Origin of the sequence: Nonomuraea wenchangensis (genome assembly GCF_900111685.1) — a bacterium.
GTDB classification, from domain to species: domain Bacteria; phylum Actinomycetota; class Actinomycetes; order Streptosporangiales; family Streptosporangiaceae; genus Nonomuraea; species Nonomuraea wenchangensis.
The window spans coordinates 1-21,916 of sequence record NZ_FOHX01000025.1 but is presented as its reverse complement, the minus strand read 5'-3'; the positions used below and the strand labels follow the sequence as shown (position 1 = coordinate 21,916).

At 72.4% G+C, this 21,916-nt stretch carries 16 protein-coding genes; 8 read left to right on the top strand and 8 right to left on the bottom strand.

Features of this window, described 5'->3' with window-relative positions; all coding sequences use genetic code 11:
- Positions 1–14: 14 nt before the first annotated feature.
- The gene (locus BMW85_RS44370; protein ID WP_091093629.1) at positions 15–1,268 is read left to right on the top strand and encodes a cytochrome P450; all 1,254 of its coding nucleotides are present in this window, start codon (positions 15–17) and stop codon (positions 1,266–1,268) included.
- A gap of 23 nt (positions 1,269–1,291) precedes the next feature.
- A complete protein-coding gene (locus BMW85_RS44365; protein ID WP_091093628.1) occupies positions 1,292–2,131 on the top strand; it encodes an alpha/beta fold hydrolase in 840 nt (279 codons plus the stop codon).
- Positions 2,132–2,137: 6 nt separating this feature from the next.
- Here BMW85_RS44365 and BMW85_RS44360 read toward each other — a convergent pair whose 3' ends face one another.
- A complete protein-coding gene (locus BMW85_RS44360) occupies positions 2,138–3,172 on the bottom strand; it encodes a methyltransferase domain-containing protein (protein ID WP_245775445.1) in 1,035 nt (344 codons plus the stop codon).
- Positions 3,173–3,395: 223 nt separating this feature from the next.
- Between BMW85_RS44360 and BMW85_RS44355 the strand changes: the two genes are divergently transcribed.
- Positions 3,396–4,637, top strand: a complete 1,242-nt coding sequence (locus BMW85_RS44355; RefSeq protein ID WP_091093625.1) for a cytochrome P450 — start codon at positions 3,396–3,398, stop codon at positions 4,635–4,637.
- Here the strand turns inward: BMW85_RS44355 and BMW85_RS50095 are convergent.
- On the bottom strand, positions 4,634–6,574 hold the full coding sequence (locus tag BMW85_RS50095; RefSeq protein ID WP_177241199.1) for a hypothetical protein: 1,941 nt from the start codon (positions 6,572–6,574) through the stop codon (positions 4,634–4,636). The genes BMW85_RS44355 and BMW85_RS50095 overlap by 4 nt on opposite strands.
- A gap of 431 nt (positions 6,575–7,005) precedes the next feature.
- Here BMW85_RS50095 and leuS point away from each other — a divergent pair, with 431 nt between their 5' ends.
- Positions 7,006–9,486 carry a leucine--tRNA ligase gene (leuS, locus tag BMW85_RS44345; protein WP_091093621.1) on the top strand — a complete coding sequence of 827 codons (2,481 nt, stop codon included), beginning with the start codon at positions 7,006–7,008 and terminating at the stop codon, positions 9,484–9,486.
- Positions 9,487–9,498: 12 nt separating this feature from the next.
- Here the strand turns inward: leuS and BMW85_RS44340 are convergent, their stop codons facing one another.
- Positions 9,499–10,467 carry a TIGR03557 family F420-dependent LLM class oxidoreductase gene (locus tag BMW85_RS44340; protein WP_091093620.1) on the bottom strand — a complete coding sequence of 323 codons (969 nt, stop codon included), beginning with the start codon at positions 10,465–10,467 and terminating at the stop codon, positions 9,499–9,501.
- 28 nt (positions 10,468–10,495) lie between these two features.
- Positions 10,496–10,936 carry a hypothetical protein gene (locus tag BMW85_RS44335; protein WP_091093618.1) on the bottom strand — a complete coding sequence of 147 codons (441 nt, stop codon included), beginning with the start codon at positions 10,934–10,936 and terminating at the stop codon, positions 10,496–10,498.
- Positions 10,937–11,076: 140 nt separating this feature from the next.
- On the opposite strand from BMW85_RS44335, the gene BMW85_RS44330 reads away from it, so the two are divergent.
- Positions 11,077–14,229: a S41 family peptidase gene (locus BMW85_RS44330; protein WP_091093617.1), complete on the top strand. Its 3,153-nt coding sequence runs from the start codon at positions 11,077–11,079 to the stop codon at positions 14,227–14,229.
- Positions 14,230–14,311: 82 nt separating this feature from the next.
- Here the strand turns inward: BMW85_RS44330 and BMW85_RS44325 are convergent, their stop codons facing one another.
- Complete coding sequence (locus BMW85_RS44325) at positions 14,312–15,322, bottom strand: MalY/PatB family protein (protein WP_218156209.1); 1,011 nt, start codon at positions 15,320–15,322, stop codon at positions 14,312–14,314.
- 163 nt (positions 15,323–15,485) lie between these two features.
- Here BMW85_RS44325 and BMW85_RS44320 point away from each other — a divergent pair, with 163 nt between their 5' ends.
- The 3 genes from BMW85_RS44320 to BMW85_RS44310 all read left to right on the top strand — a co-directional run bounded on the left by BMW85_RS44320 (position 15,486) and on the right by BMW85_RS44310 (position 18,836).
- A complete protein-coding gene (locus BMW85_RS44320; RefSeq protein WP_091093615.1) occupies positions 15,486–16,328 on the top strand; it encodes an aminoglycoside adenylyltransferase domain-containing protein in 843 nt (280 codons plus the stop codon).
- Between the two features lie 130 nt (positions 16,329–16,458).
- Positions 16,459–17,622: an MFS transporter gene (locus BMW85_RS44315; protein ID WP_091093614.1), complete on the top strand. Its 1,164-nt coding sequence runs from the start codon at positions 16,459–16,461 to the stop codon at positions 17,620–17,622.
- Complete coding sequence (locus tag BMW85_RS44310) at positions 17,619–18,836, top strand: aminopeptidase (protein WP_091093612.1); 1,218 nt, start codon at positions 17,619–17,621, stop codon at positions 18,834–18,836. Before BMW85_RS44315 ends, BMW85_RS44310 begins: the two co-directional genes overlap by 4 nt.
- Here the strand turns inward: BMW85_RS44310 and BMW85_RS44305 are convergent.
- From BMW85_RS44305 to BMW85_RS44295, 3 genes are all read right to left on the bottom strand, one after another.
- Positions 18,785–20,047, bottom strand: a complete 1,263-nt coding sequence (locus BMW85_RS44305; protein ID WP_091093611.1) for an MFS transporter — start codon at positions 20,045–20,047, stop codon at positions 18,785–18,787. The two genes, BMW85_RS44310 and BMW85_RS44305, sit on opposite strands and share 52 nt — an antisense overlap.
- A 77-nt stretch (positions 20,048–20,124) precedes the next feature.
- Positions 20,125–21,063, bottom strand: a complete 939-nt coding sequence (locus BMW85_RS44300) for an aldo/keto reductase (protein ID WP_091093609.1) — start codon at positions 21,061–21,063, stop codon at positions 20,125–20,127.
- A gap of 104 nt (positions 21,064–21,167) precedes the next feature.
- Positions 21,168–21,916: TCP-1/cpn60 chaperonin family protein (locus BMW85_RS44295; protein WP_281249680.1), on the bottom strand; the 749-nt coding region annotated here is incomplete at its 5' end.

Below are 21,916 nucleotides of genomic sequence, written 5' to 3'. Positions count from 1 at the left end.
CAATGTTGGTGGGTATGACGCTGTCCACCGACGTCGACCTGTCGCACATCCCGTTCTGGGCGCTGCCGCAGGCCGAGCGCATGGATGCCTTCCGTCGGCTGCGCGCGCTCGATCGCCCGGTGTTCGTGCGCGAGCAGGCCGTGCCGTTCGTCGGCGGCGGACCGGGCTACTACGCCCTCGTCCGCCACGCCGACGTGACCGAAGCCAGCAGGAACGCGGCCGTCTTCAGCAGCGAGCCGTGCTCCAACAGCATCCCGGACATGCCGCGCTGGCTCAGCGTGTACTTCGGGTCGATGATCAACATGGACGATCCGCGGCACGCCCGGCTGCGGCGGATCGTCTCCCGCGCCTTCACCCCGCGCATCCTCGCCAAGATGGAGGAGGACCTCGCGCGGGCCGCCGCCGAGATCGTGGACCGGGCCGTCGAGGAGGGACCGGGCGACTTCGTCACCCAGATCGCGGCCCGGCTCCCGGTCCGCGTCATCTGCGACATGATGGGCATCCCCGCCCAGTACCACGACATGGTGCTGCGGCGCACCAACGTCATCCTCGGCAACGCCGACCCCGAGTACACCGGCCTGTCGCCCGACTTCGGCCGGCTCAACGTGGCCCGCGGCCTGGCCAAGCTGCTGCACGCCGGCTACTCGCTCAACCGGCTGGCCGCCCGCCTCGGCGACGAGCGGCGCAAGCGGCCCACCGGCGACCTCGTCAGCCTGCTGGTCAACGGCGAGGAACGGCTGTCGTCGCAGGAGCTGGGGTCGTTCTTCATCCTGCTCGTGGTGGCCGGCAGCGAGACCACCAGGAACGCCATCGCCTACGGGCTGAAGCTGCTCACCGACCATCCCGAGCAGCGCGAGCTGCTCCTGGCGAACTTCGACGGGCACATCGTGGCCGCCTGCGACGAGATCGTCCGCTACGCCACCCCGGTCATCCAGTTCCGGCGGACGCTCACCCGCGACCACGAGATGAACGGGACGGCGTACAAGAAGGGCGACAAGGTGCTGCTCTTCTACAACTCCGCCAACCGCGACGAAGCCGTCTTCGACCACCCCGACAGGTTCGACATCACCCGCGACCCCAACCCGCACGTCGGCTTCGGCGGCCCCGGCCCGCACTACTGCCTCGGCGCCCACCTGGCGCGCAGGGAGATGACGGTGATGTTCCGCGAGCTGTTCACCCGCCTGCCCGGCATCCGCGCGGCAGGAGAGCCGGAATTCCTGCTGTCCAACTTCATCAACGGTGTGAAGCACCTGCGCTATACCGTCTGACCCGAATGCTAGGTTTCGCAGTCATGGAGATCAGGACTGTCCACGCCAACGGGCTGGAGTTCGCGTATCTGACCCTGGGGGATGGACCGCTGGCGCTGTGCCTGCACGGCTTCCCCGACACCGCGCACACCTGGCGGCACCTCATGCCGGCGCTGGCCGAGCGGGGCTACCGTGCGGTCGCGCCGTTCCTGCGCGGCTACGCGCCCACCGAGATCCCGGCCGACGGGGCGTACGAAGGGGCGGCGCTGGCCGCCGACGTCCGCGCGCTGCACGAGGAGCTCGGCGGCGGCGCGGACGCCGTCGTCATCGGGCACGACTGGGGCGCCTTCCCCGTCCACCAGTGCGCCGGCCGCTTCCGCCGGGCCGTCGCGCTGGCGGTGCCGCCGCCGGGCGCGATGGCCGGCGCCTTCTTCGACTACGAGCAGCTCCGGCGCTCGTTCTACATCTTCCTGTTCCAGACCCCGCTCGCCGAGACCGCCGCGGCGGCCCCCGGCTTCCTCGACGGCCTCTGGCGCGACTGGTCACCGGGGTACGACGCCACCGAGGACCTCGCCTTCGTCCGCCGCAGCCTGCTCGACGACCCCGCCAACCTCGCGGCGGCCATCGGCTACTACCGCGCGATGCTCGGCACCACCCCGCCCTCCGGCCGCTACCCGGAGCCGGAGCCGGAGGCGCGCGGCCCCCTGCTCTACCTGCACGGCGCCCAGGACGGCTGCCTGGGCGCCGGGCTCGTCAAGGACGTCGCCGCGCACCTGCCGGCCGGGTCGCGGGCCGAGGTGGTGGCCGACGCGGGCCACTTCCTGCACCTGGAGCGGCCGGACGAGGTCAACCGGCTGATCCTCGACTGGCTCGGGCCCGCCTGACCCTCCCTACTCCTTCCTGAGCACCGCGATCAGGGGGTGCCGTCCCGACAGGCTCACCCGCACGGCCCGCTCCACGGCGAGCCCGCGCGGCGGCCGGTCGTCGTGGACCAGCGCCACCGCGAGCCCGTCGTCGGCCAGCACCCGCCGCACCTCCCGCCACAGCGGGCCGAGCCCGCCGGCGAGCAGCCCCAGGGGCGGCACCTGGCGGCCCCACGGCGGGTTGACCAGCACCCGGTCGGCCGCCCCGTCCCGTACGGGGACGCGGCCGCCGTCGGCGAGCGCCCAAGTGAACGCTCCGCCGCCTCCGCCGCCTCCGGCGTTGGCCCTGGCGGCGGCGAGCGCGTCCGGGGCGTGGTCGAAGCCCAGGAAGCGGGCTCCTGGCGCGAGCGCGCGCGCCTCGATCAGCGTCGTGCCCGCGCCGCAGCACGGGTCCAGCACCGTCCTCGCCCCGGCCGGCCCGGCCAGCTCGGCGAGCTCTCCCATGGCGGCGGCCAGCGGCGGGTGCAGGGTGCCACGGACGGAGGCTGTCTTGTACGCGCGCCGGTGCAGCGGCCGCGGGGCCGGCCGTACCGCGATGACCGCGCGCTCGCCTTCGATCGTGACCCGCCAGGCCGTCGCCCCGCCGGGTGGCCGCGCGCCGTCGCGCCGCGAGTGGTACGCCACCCGCGCCGGCCGGGCCAGCTCGGCGCCCACCGCGTCCTCGACGTCGTACCTCGTGTAGTTGCGCCGGCCCACGAACGAGGCCGACACCTCCAGCCCGGCGGCGCCGGGCGCCGGCAGCAGCCCTGGGTCCAGCTCGCGCGCGGCCCTGGCGAGCCGCCGCAGGGCGGAGCGCTCCCGCCCGATCCCGTCCACCACTGCGGCGGCCAGCAGCACGTCGTCGGCCGTCCGCAACGCCGGCAGCCCCGCTGTGCCCGGGGTCTCGAACCACACCTCGCGATGGCGCATCCCGCGCACCACGCCCGCACCGGAACGCCGGATCTCCGTGGCAACCAGGGGCTCGATGCCGTGCACCGCCCTGGCCACGGCAAAAGTATGCACGTGTCCTTCTCCCACGTCGCGACCCGGGACGGCGCTGATTCAGCCGTCCCGCATCGCCGGCGGTGGGTGCTCCGCGACCCGCCGGCGGATCGCTAGCCGAGGGCGAAGAAGAACGCGTACATGGCGGTCATTCTAGCCCCAGGACGGGGCCTCGATTGATCACGTACGTACGGTGTACGTAAGAACCATTGACGTAAGTGCTCGCTTTTCCAATGATTGCCTCATGAGCGTCCTCGACTTCGACCTGTCGGACCGCGACTTCTGGGCCAGACCCATGGAGGAGCGCGAGCAGGCCTTCGACCGGCTGCGTGCCCGTGAGACCCCCGCGTTCTTCGAGGAGATGGACGTCGGCGTCGCCCCCAAGGGCCCCGGCTACCACGCCCTGGTCAAGCACGCAGACATCCTGGAGGCCAGCCGCAACCCGGAGGTCTTCTGCTCGGGCGACGGCGGCGCGACCAACATCCCCGACATGCCGAGCGAGTTCACCGAGTACTTCGGCTCGATGATCAACATGGACGATCCGCGCCACGCCCGGCTGCGCAGGATCGTCTCGCGGGCGTTCACCCCCAAGATGATCAAGCAGTTCGAGGCGGACGTCGAGTCGGCGGCCACCGCCATAGTGGACGACCTGCTGGCCAAGGGCCCCGGCGTCGACTTCGTCACCGAGGTGGCCGCCCGGCTCCCCCTGAAGATCATCTGCGACATGATGGGCATCCCCGAGCGGGACTACACCTACGTCTTCGACCGCTCGAACGTCATCCTCGGCGGCTTCGACCCCGAGTACACCGGCGGCGACCTCGAACAGATCGCCACCCGCCTGCTCACCGCCGGCATGGAGCTGCAGCAGCTCGTCCAGGACCTCGCCGCCCACCGCAGCGACAACCCGACGGGGGACCTCACCTCGTCACTGGTCAACGCCAACATCGACGGCGAGCGGCTGACCATGCAGGAGCTGGGCTCGTTCTTCATCCTGCTCGTCGTGGCGGGCAACGAGACCACCCGCAACGCCATCTCCCACGGCCTGCACCTGCTGACCAGGAACCCCGACCAGCGCGCCCGCTGGCTGGAGGACCTCGACGGGCACGCTCCCGCGGCCGTCGAGGAGATCGTCCGGCTGGCCTCGCCGGTCAACTTCATGCGCCGCAAGGTCACCCGCGACTTCGAGATGAACGGCCACCTCTACCGCAAGGGCGAGAAGGCCGTCCTGTTCTACTGGGCCGCCAACCGGGACGAGGCGGTCTTCGAGGACCCGTACCGCTTCGACGTCACCCGCCACCCCAACCCGCACGTCGGCTTCGGCGGGCCGGGGCCCCACTTCTGCCTCGGCGCGCACCTGGCCCGGCGCGAGATCACGGTGATGTTCCGCGAGCTGCTGCGCCGGGTGCCCCAGATCGAGGGCGGCGAGCCGGACCGGCTGCACTCCTCGTTCATCAACGGCATCAAGCACATGGAGTGCCGCTTCTAGCCCAGCCTGAGCTGGTTCATCACCACCCGGATGTCGGGCAGGAGCTGCTTGCTCTCGGCCGGGATCGACACGAAGACGATGGCGGGCACGCTGCCGCCGGTGTTGACCGCCATCGTCACGATCGTGGCCTTGTCGGTGCCCGACGTCAGCGAGTACGCGATCAGCCGTCCGGTCTGGTCGCCCACCTTGATCGCCTGCTGGGCGACCTTGCGCACCTTGTTGTCCGACGGGAAGAACCGCTTCCTGGCGTCCAGCACGACCTGCTTGATCACCGGCTCCAGGTCGTCCTGGTCGTAGTACGAGGCCAGCCGCTCCGGCAGCGGCCCCGACATGACCATGGCCGACTTGTCCTCGGTGATCGGGACGTACTGGCGGGTGCCATAGCCATAGGTGGCCTTGACCGTCGCGCGCTGGTCGAGCTGCCAGGTGCCGCCGAGCCGCGGGACCGAGATCCCGGCCTCCTGGTCGGGCACCCGGCCGATCACCGGCGAGGCCTTGCCCGGGTACTTCGGCAGCGGGCCGATCGAGGTGGCGGACTTGGTCGTGCTCGCCTTCTGCGAGGCCGTGGGACCGGCGGCGGCGGTGCTCGCCGGGTCCTCGCCGGCCAGCGGCCCCGCCAGGAACGCCCACAGCAGCGCGGCCACCAGCGCGATCGCCACGGAGCCGCCGAGGGCGTAGATCCAGATCGGCTTGCCCTCGTCGTCGTCGTCCAGAGGGTCCCGCTCGCCCATCGACTCGTAGTTGTCGCCGAAGACGGTGTTCCAGAGCTCCTGCTGACGCTCGGGCGGCGGGGTGCGCGAGCCGCTGATCTGGCCCGCGGTCACGAACCTGTTCTCCGGGTCGGAGGGGTCGCGGCTCAGGTTGGAGCCGGCGCGTGAGCCCTGATGGGGCGGCTGCCCGTGCTCGTCGGGCCCCGTCGGCGGGGCGCCGATGTGGGTCTCGCCGGGTCGGCCGTAGGTGATCGTGCGCTCCTCGGACGTCTGGGGAGGTGGACCGTGCGGCCCGGACGGGCCCTCGTGCGGCAGGGTCCCGGCGGGCGCGCCGGCGGCGGCCTGGCCGAACGAGGCCGGAGCCGACGCGACCGGAGCAGACGGGGCCGGAGCAGACGCGGCCGGGCCGCCGTCGAACGGGCGCGCTTCGGGGGCGTCGACGGGCTCAGGGGCGCGGGGCGGCCAGGGCGCCGGCGTGGACAGGTTGGCCCACGCGCCGGGGGAGGGCGTCGGCGGCTGCTGCCAGGCGGGCACCGGGTCGGGCACCCGATGGGGCGCCGCGTCGAACGCCGGGTCGGGCATGCGGCCGGACCCGGAGCTCATGGGGTCGGGCCTGCCGTTGGGCCCGGAACCCATGAGGTCGGGCCTGCCGTTGGGTCCGGAGTTCGGCATCGGGCCGGGCGCGGGAGAGCGGCCGTCGCCGCGTTCGCCGGCCCACGCCGGAGCGCCGCCGTCCTTGCGCGGCGGCTCGGGCCAGCCGGAGTCGGGGCGGGGCGGCTCGGGCCAGGACGGGCCGGGGTCCTGCGAGCCGTAGGACCGCGGGGGCTCCGCGCGGCGGCCATCGCCGGCCGCGCCGTTCGCTCCGCCGTACCCCGGGCCGTTGGCCCCGCCGTACTCCGGACCGTTCGCACCGCCGTACCCCGGACCGTTCCCGTTCGCCGCGCTGTGGCCGGGGCCGTGACCCGTGCCGTTGCCCGTCCCGCCTCGGGACGGGCGGGGCGGCTCGGGCCAGGAGCCATCGGGGCGCGGCGGCTCGGGCCAGGAGGGGTCGTGACCGGCCGGCCGCGGCGACTCCGGCCACGACATGGGCACCTCGGCCGCGGGTGTCCCCGCCCAGGAGGGGGAGGAGTCCTGTTCGGAGGGCGTGCTGGCCCACGAGGGGGCTTCCCTGCGCGGCGCCTCCGGCCAGGACGGGGGCAGGTGTGGTCCGGAGTTATCCGTTGCCATGTCTGCCGGTCCTCCCGAAGTTCTGTCCGGATCAACCCATATATCCGGATTTGACGTACCAGGCATGATCTCATGGGATTTTCCAGGAGATGCGGGTGGTTCCGCAGCGAAACGAGCGAAGCCATGCGGATCCGTCGGCGGGTCCTGCATGGGCAGGCCATCCTCCGGTCGATGAGGCTCAGCTGGGTATACCACGGCGACAAGCGTAATCTTCTGGGACGAATGAGGTCACAACGGATACATCACCATCGGGTCTCGTCAACCCTGAAGCGTCCATTGTGCCGGTGAGTGCCGATCGTCTGCCTGCATTCAGCCGAAGAGGTGCGCTAGGCTTGACACATGCGTTCCGCGACCCTGCTTCTTAGCGGGCCGCGACGGCCCTGAGTTCTCGCCGTCGCGGCTACCCCTCGTTGTGCACGGGGGGTTTTCTTATGGGTCCGAGTCAAGCCAGAAGGACAGTAGCCGTGAGTGAGTATGACCCGCAGGCACTGCAGGCCAAGTGGCTGCAGCGCTGGGAGGAGCAGGAGCCCTACCGGGCGAGCGAAGACCCCGCCGACCCCCGCGAGCGGCGCTACATGCTCGACATGTTCCCCTACCCCTCCGGCGACCTGCACATGGGCCACGCCGAGGCGTTCGGGCTCGGCGACGTCGTGGCGCGCTACTGGATGCAGCAGGGCTACAACGTGCTGCACCCCATCGGCTGGGACTCCTTCGGCCTGCCCGCCGAGAACGCCGCGATCAAGCGCAACGCGCACCCGGCCGAGTGGACCTACGCCAACATCGACACGCAGGCCACCTCCTTCAAGCGTTACGCGCTGTCCTTCGACTGGTCGCGCCGCCTGCACACCAGCGACCCCGACTACTACCGCTGGAACCAGTGGCTGTTCATCCGCTTCTTCGAGCGCGGCCTGGCCTACCGCAAGGGCGGCCTGGTCAACTGGTGCCCCAACGACCAGACGGTGCTGGCCAACGAGCAGGTCGTGGCCGGCAAGTGCGAGCGCTGCGGCGCCGACGTCATCCGCCGCGAGCTGACCCAGTGGTACTTCAAGATCACTGACTACGCGCAGCGGCTGCTGGACGACATGGAGCAGCTGGAGGGCTGGCCCGAGCGGCTGCTGACCATGCAGCGCAACTGGATCGGCCGCTCCGAGGGCGCCGACGTGCTGTTCGAGATCGAGGGCCGCGAGGAGCCGGTCCAGGTCTACACCACGCGCCCCGACACCCTGTTCGGCGCCACGTTCTTCGTCGTCGCCGCGGACGCCGCGCTGGCCGACGAGATCGTCACCGACGAGCAGCGGCCCGCGTTCGAGGCCTACCGCGCCGAGGTCGCCCGGCTGAGCGACATCGAGCGCCTGTCCACCGACAAGGAGAAGACCGGCGTCTTCCTGGGCCGCCACGCGATCAACCCGGTCAACGGCGAGCGCATCCCGGTCTGGGCGGCCGACTACGTGCTGTCCGACTACGGCCACGGCGCCATCATGGCGGTGCCCGCCCACGACCAGCGCGACCTCGACTTCGCGCGCAAGTTCGACCTGCCGGTCAAGGTCGTCGTGCACACCGGCCTGGCCGACCCGGGCGAGACCGGCGTGGCCACGCCCGGCGAGGGCTCGCTGGTCAACTCCGGCCCGCTGGACGGCCTGAGCAAGGCCGAGGGCATCTCCCGGATCATCGAGCTCCTGGACAAGGACGGCAAGGGCATCGGCGCGGTCAACTACCGCCTGCGCGACTGGCTGCTGTCCCGCCAGCGCTACTGGGGCACGCCGATCCCGATCATCCACTGCCCCGACTGCGGCGAGGTCCCGGTCCCCGACGACCAGCTTCCCGTCACGCTGCCCGACCTGCGCGGCGAGGCGCTGGCGCCCAAGGGCGTGGCCCCGCTGGCCTCCGCCGCCGAGTGGGTCAACGTCTCCTGCCCCAAGTGCGGCGGCCGGGCCCAGCGCGACACCGACACGATGGACACCTTCGTCGACTCGTCCTGGTACTTCCTGCGTTACTGCTCGCCCGGCTACACCGACGGCCCGTTCGACGTCGAGCAGGTGCGCAAGTGGGGCCCGGTCGACCAATACGTCGGCGGCATCGAGCACGCCGTGCTGCACCTGCTCTACTCGCGCTTCTTCACCAAGGTCCTGCACGACATGGGCATGGTGGACTTCACCGAGCCCTTCAGGCGCATGCTCAACCAGGGCCAGGTCATCAACGGCGGCAAGGCCATGTCCAAGTCGCTGGGCAACGGCGTCGACCTGGGGCAGCAGATCGACGCCTACGGCGTCGACGCGGTGCGCCTGACCATGATCTTCGCCGGTCCGCCCGAGGACGACATCGACTGGGCCGACCTCTCGCCGCTGGCCTCGCAGAAGTTCCTGGCCCGCGCGCTGCGCGTGATGTCCGAGGTCACCGGCGAGCCCGGCGCGCCGGTCGAGGCCGGTGACGCCGAGTTGCGCAAGGTCGTGCACCGCACGATCGACGAGGTCACCAAGCTGCTCGACTCCTACCGCTTCAACGTGGCGGTGGCGCGCATGATGGAGCTGACCTCCGCGGCGCGCAAGGCGATCGACTCGGGCCCCGGCCCCGCCGACCCGGCCGTCCGCGAGGCCGCCGAGACGCTGGCGGTCATGCTGTCCCTGGTCGCCCCCTACACCGCCGAGGAGGGCTGGGAGCGGCTGGGCCGCACCGGTCCCGTCGCCTTCGCCGGCTGGCCGGTGGCCGACCCGGCGCTGCTGGTGCAGGAGTCGGTCACCTGCGTGGTGCAGGTGGCGGGCAAGGTCCGTGACCGCCTGGAGGTGCCGCCGGGCATCTCCGAGGAGGACCTGCGGGCCCTGGCCCTGGCCTCGGAGAAGGTCTCGGCCTACCTGTCCGGCATGCCGCGCAAGGTCATCGTCCGCGCGCCCAAGCTGGTCAACATCGTCCCCTAGCCTCCCCGGGAGCTAGAGAGACCTGAGCGCCGGCAGGAGCTCCTTCTCGGCCCAGTCGAAGAAGGGCTCCTGCTGGTCGTGGCCGACCTGCACGAGCGCCACATGCGTGTAGCCGGCGTCGGCGAACTTCTTGACGCTCTGCACGACGGCGTCCACGTCGTCGCCGCACGGCACGCTCTGGGCGACGTCGTCGGGCCGGACCGTGGTGGCCGCCGCGGCGAAGTTGACCGGGCCGGGCAGCTCGGCCATGACCTTCCAGCCGCCCACGGCCGACCAGCGCCACAGCTTGTGCGCGCGCTGCTTGGCGGCCTCGGCGTCGGTGTCGTAGGAGAGGGCGAGCTGGCCGTAGACCGGCTTGCCCTGCCCGCCCGCGGCCCTGAAGTGCTCGACGACCTGCGGCATCGGGTCGTTGATGACGAGCGCGTCGGCGAGCTCGGCGGCCAGGTCGGCCGACTGTCCGCCCGAGGCGGCGATGCCGATCGGCACCGGCCGGTCGGGCAGGTCGTACAGCTTGGCCGAGTCGACGTCGAAGTACTCTCCCTGGTAGGTGACGTAGCCGCCGCCGAACAGCTCCTTGATGATCCGTACGGCCTCGGCGAACATCCGGTGCCGGGTGTCGACGGGCGGCCATCCCTCGCCGATGACGTGCTCGTTGAGGTTCTCGCCCGCGCCGAGGCCGAGGGTGAACCTGCCTTCGCTGAGCACGCCCATCGTGGCCGCCTTCTGGGCCACCACGGCCGGGTGGTAGCGCATGATGGGGCAGGTCACGTACGTCATGAGCGGGATGCGCTCGGTGGCCTGGGCCACGGCGCCGAGCACCGACCAGCAGTAGGGCGAATGCCCCATCTCCTCGACCCATGGGAAGTAGTGGTCGGAGATGACGGCGTAGTCGAAGCCGATCCGCTCGGCCGCCGCGGCGTAGTCGACCAGCTCGCGGGCCGGTGTCTGCTCCGACATCAGGGTGTAGCCGATCTGTACCATGCGTCCCGGCTACCCGGGTATGTCCGGTTTAGTGCCCGGCGTGTCGACATCCTCCCTTGCCCAGCTCCTCCAGGACCAGCCCCAGGCCGATGCCGAGCAGCCAGACGTCCTTGGCCACACCGAGACCCTGCTGCGTCGGCCGGAGGCTGCCCTCGCGGCGCATGCCCGGCGTCAGGAGGTAGAGCCCCACGAGCCCGCCGGCGAACCCGGTCAGCGCCGCCCCCGCCACCAGCGACGGCACGAACGGCAGCGCCAGCGCGGCCCCGAGCGCGAGCTCGGCCCGCGACAGCAGGCGGGTGAACGGCACGGGCTCCATCGAGCCGAGGAAGGGGTAGGCGCCGGCCGCCATCGCGTGCAGGCCGCTCGCCCGCTCCTCGTCGGCGCCGATCATGTCGGCTCCCGAGTGCAGGATGAAGGCGGCGGCCGCCAGTCGCGGCGGAAGCTGGTGGGCGCGGGCGAAGATCCTCATGTTCCCCTCCTGATCCGGTCGCCCGCCCACCTGCCCCCGCGCGTGCCGAACAGCCCGTTCTTGGCATTCCTCGTACACAGCCGGTCCGCCAGGAGGAGAATTCTTGGGCCGGGTTTGGTGTCGCGCACTAATGTTCATCTGTGACAAATGGCGCATACCTCAGATATCCGCATCTCCACGGTGACCTGGTCACCTTCGTCGCCGACGACGACATCTGGCTCGCCCCCCTCAGCGGCGGACGCGCCTGGCGCTTCACCGCCGACCGTGTGCCCGTGAGCGAGCCGCGGTTCTCGCCCGACGGCACCCGCATCGCGTGGACCGGCGGCAGGGAAGGCGCGCCCGAGGTGTTCGCGGCCGAGGTCGACGGCCCCGAGGGCGAGCGGCTGACCTTCTGGGGCAGCGCCACGACCCGGGTACGCGGCTGGAGCGACGACGGGCGGGTCCTGGCCGTCAGCGCGACCGGGGAAGGCTCGCGCAGCCGGACCTGGGCCCACGCGGTGCCGCTCGACGCCGGACCGGCCGAGCGGCTGCCGTACGGCTGGGTCAGCGACGTCGCGATCTCCGGCGACCGGGTCGCCACCGTCTCGCCCATCTGGCGCGAGCCGTCGCAGTGGAAGCGCTACCGGGGCGGCACGGCCGCCAAGATCTGGGTGGACGCGAACGGCGACGGCGAGTTCGCCCGGCTGTTCGCCGACAACCCCGCCCAGCACTGGGCGGTCAACTGGATCGGCGACCGGCTGGTCTTCCTCGCCGACCCCGACGGCGTCGGCAACCTCTACTCCGCCCTGCCCGACGGCTCCGACCTGCGCCGGCACACCGCGCACGAGGAGTTCTACGCCCGGCACGCCACCGGCGACGGTACGCGGATCGTCTACAGCCACGCCGGCGACCTGTGGCTGCTGGAGAGCCTGGACGCCGAGCCGCGCCCGCTCGACATCCGGCTCGGCGGGCCGCGTCCCGGCCGGGCCAAGCGGCCGGCGCCGCTGCGGGTCGGCTCGTACGCGCCGGACACCACCGGCCGGGCCAGCGCCGTCGAGATCCGCGGCACCGCCCACTGGATCGCCCACCGCGACGGCCCCGCCGGCACGCTGCGCGCCGAGCCCGGCGTCCGCGCACGCCTGCCGCGCGTGCTGAACGCCGACGGCCACGCCATCTGGGTCTCCGACGCGAGCGGCGAGGACGGCCTGGAGATCGGCACGCCCGGCGGCGAGGTCCGCACGCTGGCGGCCGGGCAGCTCGGGCGGGTGCTGGAGCTGGAGGCCGCCCCCGACGGCAAGCACGCCGCCGTGGCCACCCACGACGGGCGGCTGCTGGTCGTGGACCTGGAGTCGGGCGCCCTGCGCGAGCTGGACCGCACCTCGTACGGCGACGTCAGCGGGCTGACGTTCTCGCCCGACTCCTCGTGGCTGGCCTGGGTCCATCCGCACCAGGAGCCGCTGTCCCAGATCAGGATGGGCCGGGTGGACGGCACCTCCGTGATCGAGGTGACGCCGGTGCGCTTCGCCGACTACGACCCGATGTTCACCAGGGACGGCAAGCATCTGGCCTTCCTGTCGATGCGCACCTTCGATCCCGTCTACGACGCGCACGTCTTCGACATGTCGTTCCCACAGGCGTGCCGGCCTTACCTGGTGCCGCTGAAGGCGGACACGCCCTCGCCGTTCGACCCCTCCCTCCAGGGCCGCGGCTTCAACGGCGAGGACGACAAGCCCGGCAAGGACGACAAGTCCTCCAAGGACGACACGCCGCCACGGACCGAGGTGGACCCCGAGGGGATCGGCTCGCGCGTGGTGCCCGTACCGGTGCCCGCCGGCCGCTACGGCAACCTCCGCACCGCCAAGGACGCCCTGCTGTGGCTGCGCCACCCGCTCGCCGGGCAGCTCGGCGACGGCAGCGACGCGCCCCACGAGATCGTGCTGGAACGCTACGACCTCAAGAAGCGCGCCAAGGGCGAGCTCGGCAGGGAGATCCGCTCGTTCGAGGTCAGCGGCGACGGCACCCGTCTGGTCGTCCACGGCAAGAACGGCCTGCAGACCCGCGCCGCGAGCGAGGGCGACGAGGTCGTCACCATCGACCTCGACCGGATCACGGTGCAGCTCGACCCCGTCGCCGAGTGGCGGCAGGGCTACCGCGAGGCCGGCCGGCTCATGCGCGACCACTACTGGCGCGAGGACATGAACGGCGTCGACTGGCAGGGCGTGCTCGACCGCTACGCGCCGCTGGTCGAGCGCCTCGGCGCCCACACCGAGCTGATCGACCTGCTCTGGGAGGTCCAGGGCGAGCTCGGCACCTCACACGCCTACGCCACCGCCCCCGCCGGCGGCTCCGACCCGCGCCGCCGCCAAGGTCTGCTCGGCGCCGACCTCGCCAAGGACGCCGACGGCGTGTGGCGGGTCGAGCGCATCCTCGCCGGCGAGTCCTCCGACCACGAGGCCCGCTCGCCGCTGCTCGCCCCCGGTGTCGCCGTCCGCCCAGGAGACGCCGTCGTCGCCGTCGGCGGGCGTCCGGTCGATCCGGTACGCGGCCCGCTCGCCCTGCTCGCCGGCACCGCCAACCAGCCGGTGGAGCTGACCGTACGGCCGGGATCCGGCGGCGAGACCCGCCGGGTCGTGGTGAGCCCCCTCGCCGACGAGACCGCGCTGCGCTACCACGACTGGGTGGAGAGCCGCCGGGCCCGCGTCAAGGAGCTCTCCGGCGGGCGGCTCGGCTACCTGCACGTGCCGGACATGGTGGCCTCCGGATGGGCGCAGTTCCACCGCGACCTGCGTACCGAGATGTCCGCCGACGGACTTGTCGTGGACCTGCGGGACAACGGCGGCGGGCACCTGTCCGAGCTGGTGCTGGAGAAGCTCAGCCGCAAGGTCACCGGCTGGACGTGGGCCCGCGGGTTCGAGCCGAGCCGTTACCCGGCCGACTCGCCGCGTGGCCCGGTCGTGGCCGTCACCGACGAGTTCGCCGGCTCCGACGGCGACATCGTCAGCGCCGGGATCAAGATCCGCGGCCTCGGGCCGCTCGTCGGCACCCGTACGTGGGGCGGCGTGATCGGCATCGACAACCGCTACCAGCTCGTGGACGGCACCCGGGTCACCCAGCCGCGGTACTCGTTCTGGCTGGAGGGGCACGGCTGGGGGGTGGAGAACCACGGCGTCGATCCCGACGTCGAGGTGGTCACCACGCCGCAGGACCGGGTCGCCGGGCGGGACCCGCAGCTCGACCGGGCGGTCGAGCTGGCGCTCGCCGCCCTCGACGAGAACCCGGCCGCCACGGCGCCCGAGCTCCCGCCCCTGGCCTGACCGCGCCTGATCTGACCGGCCCTGGCCTGATGGGCCTGGTGTGGCCGGCCCGCCTCCTGCCGAGGCGGGCCGGTCACCGGGGTCAGGCCAGGCGGGACAGCCGGTCCAGGATCTCGGCGAGGACGGTCTCCGAGGTGGCGAAGTTCAGCCGGACGTACTCCTCGCCGCCCGGCCCGAACGCGGCCCCGTCCGAGAGCATGACCTTGGCCTCGCGTTCGACGACCTCCGCCATCCCCGCCCGCCCCGCGTGCAGCCAGGCCAGGTACGTCGCCTCCGGCATCCGGTAGCCGAACGTCGCCGGCAGCCGCGCGGCGATGGCCCGCCGGTTGCGGTCCAGCAGCGCGCGGACCTCCTCCAGCCAGGCGTCCCCGTGCCGCCAGGCGGCGACCGTCGCCTCGACGCCGAACAGGTGCGTCGAGCCGAACAGGAAGGGCGGCTGCGCCTCCAGCGCCTTGCGTACGCCCTCATGCCCCAGGTGGGCGACCGAGCAGCGGATGCCGCCCAGGTTGAACGCCTTGGTGGCGGAGGTGAGCGTCACCGTACGATGCGGGGCGATCGTGGCGAACGGGATGTGCCGGTGCGGCGCAAAGGTGAGGTCGGCGTGGATCTCGTCGGAGATGACGAGCAGATCGTGACGCTCGGCCAGCTCGGCCAGCTCCTCCAGCTCCGCGCGGGTGAGCACGCGGCCGGTCGGATTGTGCGGGTTGACCAGCAGGAGCACCCGGCAGCCCGTCAGGTCGGGGATGGTGAAGCGCCAGGAGTCGCCGTCCGGCTCGGCCTGGATCGGGCGCACCGGCCGCTGCATGACCTCCATCGTCCCGAGGAACGGGTGGTAGGCAGGGGTGTGCAGGGCCACGCCGTCGCCCGGCCGCGTCCAGAGGTGCAGCATCACCTGGAGCGCCTGGTTGACGTCGGAGAAGGCGTGGACGCGGGAGATGTCGGGGGACCAGTCGTAGCGGGCGGCCATCCGCTCGCCGAACGCCTCCGCCAGCGGGCCCGCGTTCGGCTGGTCCAGCCAGGTCGGGTAGCCGAGGTCGCCGTCGGCGCGCCGGTGCAGGGCCTCGATGACCGGTGGGGCGGTCGGCAGGTCCATGTCGGCGATCCAGGCTGGGATGACTCCGGCTCCAGCTTTCGCCCACTTGAAGCCGTCATTTCGGGCTTTGAGGCTTTCTACGCTGTATGCGTCGTTCACCCACGCATTCTAGGATTTGCATTGTGGTGAGGCGGTGCCGCGACCTGTGGCAGGCTGGGCGGCCATGACCCCCCACCCGAAGATCGAGGCGATCGTCGAGACATACCTGTCGCTGGCCGACGCGGAGGCTCCGGGCCTGATCGAAGGGCTCTACCTGGAGGGCTCGGCGGCCCTCGACGACTACCACCCCGCCACCAGCGACGTGGACTTCGTGGCGGTGACCTCGGCCGCGCCGCCCGTCGAGGTGCTCGCCCGCGTCCACGCGAGCCTCGGCGCGCACCCGTTCGAGGGCGTCTACCTCACCTGGGACGACCTCCGGGGCGATCCCTGCGAGCTGGACGCCCGGCCCGGAGCGCAGGCCGGCCGGTTCGAGCCGCGCCGCGGCGTCAACCCGGTCATCTGGCACACCCTCGCGCACCACGGCGTCACCTGCCGCGGTCCCAAGCCGGGCGAGTTCGACATCTGGAGCGATCCAGACGTGCTCGCGGCGTGGACCGACGACAACCTCGACCGCTACTGGCGCCGCCTGGTGAGCCGGGCCGCCAGCCCGGTCCGCCCGTGGGGGCTCGCGGCGCTCGGCGGGTACGCCACCGTCTGGATCGTCACCGGTGTCTCCCGGCTGCACTACACGCTGGCCACCGGCGAGGTGACCTCGAAGACGGGCGCGGCCCGGCACGCGCTGGAGGCGTTCCCCGGGCGCTGGCAGCGTGTGGTGCGCGAGGCGCTGCGGCTGCGCGAGGAGGACGACGCGCAGCCGACGTTCGGCGGCCTGCTGTCGGGGCTCGGCGAGGACTTCGGCACGCCCCGGCGCTCGCTGTACGGCTCGCCCTTCGACCGCCGCAGGGACGTGCTGGACTTCGCCGGGCAGGCGATCGAGGCGGCACACGCGCTGTACGCGGCACGGTAGGACGCTCCGGCTCGGATCTTCCCAATAGTTCTTGGGAAAGTTACTATCCCAACATGCCTTGGGAAACTGGGCTGCCTCGGCCGGCCATGCCCCGCGCCGGCGCGCTGCTCCCGGAACTCGACGACGTGCGATGACCCGCCTCCCGCTGTTGTGCGCAGGCGGGTGCTTCCTGTCGCTCGGCCTGCTCATCCCCGCCATCCCCGTCCACGTCACCGGAGTCCTCGGCCAGGGACCCGCCTCGGTCGGCGCCTGCCTGGCGGTCACGGCGGTGTGCGCGGTGCTCGCCAGGCCCCTCGCGGGACGGCTCGCCGACCGGCGGAGCCGTAGGTTCGCCGCGGCGGGCGGCGCCGCGCTGCTGGCGCTCACGTCCGGGGTCGTCCCCTGGACGGGGAGCATGCCGTCGTTCCTGGCCTGCCGCGCCGTCGCGGGCGTCGGCGAGGCCCTGATGTACGTCGGCCTGGCCGCCGCGGCCAGCGACCATGACCGTCCGGGCCCGGCGCTCAACGGCTTCTCCGTCGCGGTCAACGCGGGCCTGCTCGCCGGCGCGCCGATGGCCGCGGCAGTCGCCGCCCTGGCCGGCCCGCCGGCCGTGTGGGCGGTGTCCGCCGCCGTGGCCGCCGTCGCCTTCGCCGCCTGCCTGTTCCTGCCCGGCGCCCGGGATGCCCGCGACGGGGCCGCTCGCGACCGGGACGCCCGCGATGGGGCCGCCGCCTCCCGCGAGCGCCGCCGCGCCGGTACGGGTGTCCACATGGCAGGGCTGGTGCCGGGGCTGGCGTACTGGGCGTCGGTGTGGGGCTACACCGCCTTCAGCGCCTTCCTGCCGCTGCACCTGGCCGCGCTCGGCGGCGGCAGCGGCCCGCATTTCCTGGTCTACGGCTGTGTGCTGCTCGCCGTACGGGTGGGCGGCCATCGGGCGCTCGCCCGGATCCCCGCGCGCAGGACGGCGACCGCCGCGCTGTTGCTGACCGCAGCGGGGCTGGTCATGTTCGTCGCCTGGCCCACCGTCGAGGGGGCGCTCTGCGCCACGGCCGTCCTGGCGGCCGGGCAGGCGCTCGGCCTCCCCGCGTTCCTGACGATGGCGGTGACCGGGGTGCCCGCCGGGCAGCGCGGCTCGGCGGTGGCCACCACCACGGCCTTCTTCGACCTGGGGTTCCTGAGCGCGGCCCTCGCGCTCGGCGCCGTCGCACAGTCCCACGGCCTGGCCCAGGGTTTCGCCGTCGCCGCCTGCGTGGCGGGCCTGGCGCCGCTGCTCCTGTCCCTTCATCCCGAAGCGTCCAGAAGGAGAACGTCATGACCATTTCGTCCGCTGACCTGGCCGGCTACGCCGAGGTCGTCTTCGACATCGCCGTGCCGGTCGCCGCCGGAGACCGCGTGCTGATCAACGCCGAGATCGAGCACGCCCCGCTGGCCCGGGCCCTGACCGAGGCGGCGTACGCCAGAGGCGCCCGTTATGTCGACATCTGGTACTTCGACCCCCACGCCAAACGTTCCCGGGTCCGGCACGCGGATGCCGCGACCCTGCACGAGGTGCCCTCCTGGCTGGACGCCCGCAACGAGGAGCTGGCCCGCCACTGCGGGATCCTGGTCAACATCCGCGGCGCCGCCGCACCGGACCTGCTCGCCGGACAGGACCCGGTCAGGGCCGGCCGCGACCGCATGCCGCAGCTGTCGTCCAGGCAGCGGCTCCAGCTCGGCAACCTCGTCCGCTGGGTCATGGTCCCCTGCCCGACGGCCGAATGGGCTCGGGCGATCTTCGGCGAGCCCGACGAGGCCAGACTGTGGCAGCACCTTCGCCGCATCCTGCGCCTGGACCAGCCCGACCCCCGCGCCGCCTGGCAGCAACGCATCGCCGACCTGCTCGAACGCGCCAAGACCCTCACCGCGATGCGCCTGGACGCCGTGCGCTTCGAGGGACCGGGCACCGACCTGACCATCGGCCTGCTGCCCGGCGCGCACTGGACCGCGGCGCAGCTGGAATCGGTCCGCGGGCACGTGTTCCAGGCGAACTTCCCCACGGAGGAGGTGTTCACCACGCCCGACTACCGGCGGGTCGAGGGCACCGTCCGCTCGACGCGCCCGCTCTCCCTCGACGGCACCGTCGTGCGGGACCTGGAGCTGACGTTCAGCGCCGGAGTGGTGAGCCAGGTCCGGGCGAGCACCGGCGCGGACGTCGTCCGCACCCACCAGGCGACGGACGCCGGCGCCGCCCGGCTGGGCGAGCTGGCCCTCGTCGACGGCACCTCACCGGTCGGCCGGTCGGGTGTCACCTACCTCGAGACGCTTCTGGACGAGAACGCCACCTGCCACCTCGCGTGGGGCGCTGGGCTGCCTCCCGGCGTGCCGGAACACCTGCGTAACGGGGACGCCGCCACGCTCGACGCGGCCGGGGTCAACGCCTCCAGCGTCCACGTCGACTTCATGGTGGGCGGCCCCGAGGTCACCGTGACCGGCATCGGTCAGGACGGCGGCGCGATCGAGCTGCTGCGCGACGACGAATGGCAGGTCTGAGCGCCGTCCGGTTCCTCCGACCTGACCGGCGTCCGACGTCCGGCCAGCAGGAACAGCAGCCAGGCCACGGCGCTGACGACGGCGCAGCAGACCAGCGCCGCGTGGTGGCCGAGGACCTGGGAGAGTCCCCCGGCGGCGAGGCCGGACATCAGCGCGCCGGCCGCCGCGGTGTTGGCGAACAGCGTGGTGGCCCGGCCGGGGGCGTGCGGGAACAGGTTCTGCATGTGGCTGATGCCCAGCGCGCCCACGACGGCGATGGCGACGCCCCGGGCGAGGTGGACGAGCACCAGTGCCAGGGTCGAGGTGAAGACCGCGAGGAGCGCGAGGTGTACGGTCATGAGCGCCATGCCGAGCAGGATCGCCCGCCGCCTGCTCCACCGGCCGGGGAGCAGCAGGGCGAGCGCGGCGGGGATCTCGGCCGCCGCGCAGACGCTGAACATCCAACCGACCGTGTCGGCCGAGCCGCCCAGTCCTTGGGTGACGTACAGCGGCAGCACCACGGCCCCCGAGAACATCGCGGTGTGGAACAGCGTGAAGGCGGCGACCGGCAGCACGGCGGCGCGCGCGGACACGGCCGGGCCCCCGTCCCCCCCGGCGGGTTCCCGTACGGCCACGCGGCCGTACGGGAACCCGCCGAGGCCGAGCACGGTCACGACCATCAGGCAGTACCCGGCGGCGGTGGCCGCGAGCACCGCGGTGTAGCCGCCACCGCCCAGGAGCGCGGCGCCCGCCAGAGGGCCGATCGCCCAGGCGAGCGACCACACCGAGCGCAGCAGGGGAGTGCGGGCCCCGGAACCGTCCCCGGAAGGGGACTCCGTCCGGTCCTCGTGGCTCCTCGCCAGGGCGAACAGCTGCGGGAACAACGCGATGCCCGGGCCGAGGAACAGCACGGCGATGAGGAGCAGCAGCGGATAGGGCGGGCCGGTCAGGAGCAGCAGGTATCCCGTCCCGGCCAGGCAGCCGGCCAGCACGGCCGGCTGCCGTCCTGGCCGGCGGTCGTAGCGGCGGCCGAGCAGGAGGCTGACGGCCATGCCGCTCACCGACGTCAAGGAGAGGAAGAGGCCGATCTGAAATGCCGATAAGCGCAGCCGTTCCGCGCCGAACAGGACGAGGTAAGGGCCGATCATGGCCTCGGTGACGCCGAGCAGCAGAACGGCCGTCAGGAGGATGATGAACCGACGCCGCGGCGTGGAGGCCGGAGTTGATCTCATCCGCAGCCGCTACCCACCAGGCCCTCAGTTCATCAGCGGCCCGATGCCCACCACCACGCCCCGTCGGTTTGTCATGATCACCGGTTCTCCGGAACGGTCGACGGCCCGGTGAGGCGCAGGCGCAGCTCGTCGTACACGTCCGGTGGGAGCGGGCCCTTGCCGGCGGCTGCGACATTGGCCGCTATGTGCGCGACCTGGGTCGAGCCGACGAGCACCGCGTCCAGAGCCGGGTGGCCGAGCAGGAAGCGGAGCAGCAGCTCCATCGGCGAGGCTCCGTCCGCCAGATCGTCCAGCCGGGCGGCGGCGAGCCGTTCGTGCAGGGCGGCGAGCGGCCGGCGGATCGGTTCCGGGAGGGCGCCGGGCAGGGGAGTGAGCGGCCGGGCGATCGCGCCGCGGGCGATCGTGCCCGCACCGGTGGCCGAGGCGGCGGTGATGAGGTCGCCGTGGGTCAGGGCCGTCGGAGAGTACGGCACGAGGTACACGTCGAACACCCCCAGCGCGATGTGGTCAGGAAGGTGCGGCAGTTCGCCCGACATCCCCGTGAAGCGGATCTTTCCTTCGGCCTGGAGGGCGAGCATCTCGGCCATCGTGTCCTCGCTCCGCAGGACGGCGACACTGGGGCTCATGTGGACCATCAGGATGTCGAGGTGGTCAGTGCGCATGCGGCGCAGGCTCTGCTCGACGCCGGCGCGGATGTTCGCTCGGGTGTAGTCATGCGGTGGTTGTGCTCGCGGGTCGCCGCCCGCGGACCTCGGGCAGCCGCACTTGCTGGACAGGACGAACTCCGCACGCCGGTGGGAGATCGAACGGCCGATGTGCTCCTCGGCGTCGCCGTAGTCCGGTGAGGTGTCGATGAGGTTCATCCCCGAGTCGAGGACGGTGTTCAGCAGCGTGCCGGCTTGGTCGTCGGTGACCGGCGGGCCCCATGCCCGAGGTCCGCGGAGCTCCATCGCTCCGTAGCCGAGGCGGCTGACCTGGAGTCCGGTCCTGCCGAGGCCGGTGGTGGGCAGTGTCACGTCGTCACCTGTCTTCGTCGAGGCCCTGTGGAAGGAAGCGTTCGGCCGGCCGCGCCCCGATGGGCGGCGCAGCCGACCGCGGGTCGCGGAGGCTGAGGACGGGCTCAGAAGTCCATGTCGCCGCCACCCGGCATGGCCGGAGCGGCAGCGGCCTTCTCGGGCTTCTCGGCGATGACAGCCTCGGTGGTGAGGAAGAGCGCCGCGATGGAGGCGGCGTTCTGCAGCGCGGAGCGCGTCACCTTGGCCGGGTCGATGATGCCCGACTCGAACATGTTGACGTACTCGCCGCTGGCGGCGTTGAGGCCCTCGCCCGGAGTGAGGTTGCGGACCTTCTCCACCACGACGCCGCCCTCGAGACCGGCGTTGACCGCGATCTGCTTGAGCGGCTCCTCCAGAGCCTTCTTGACGATCGAGGCACCGGTGGCCTCGTCGCCGGACAGCTCCAGCTTGTCGAACGCCTTGGCGCCGGCCTGCAGCAGCGCCACGCCACCGCCGGGGACGATGCCCTCCTCGACGGCCGCCTTCGCGTTGCGCACGGCGTCCTCGATGCGGTGCTTGCGCTCCTTGAGCTCGACCTCGGTGGCCGCGCCGGCCTTGATGACGGCGACGCCGCCGGCCAGCTTGGCGAGGCGCTCCTGGAGCTTCTCGCGGTCGTAGTCGGAGTCGGTGCGCTCGATCTCGGCGCGGATCTCGTTGACCCGGCCGGAGATCTGCTCGGCGTCACCGGCGCCGTCGACGATCGTGGTCTCGTCCTTGGTGACGACGACCTTGCGCGCGCGGCCCAGCAGGTCGAGGGTGGCGTTCTCGAGCTTGAGACCGACCTCCTCGGCGATGACCTGGCCACCGGTGAGGA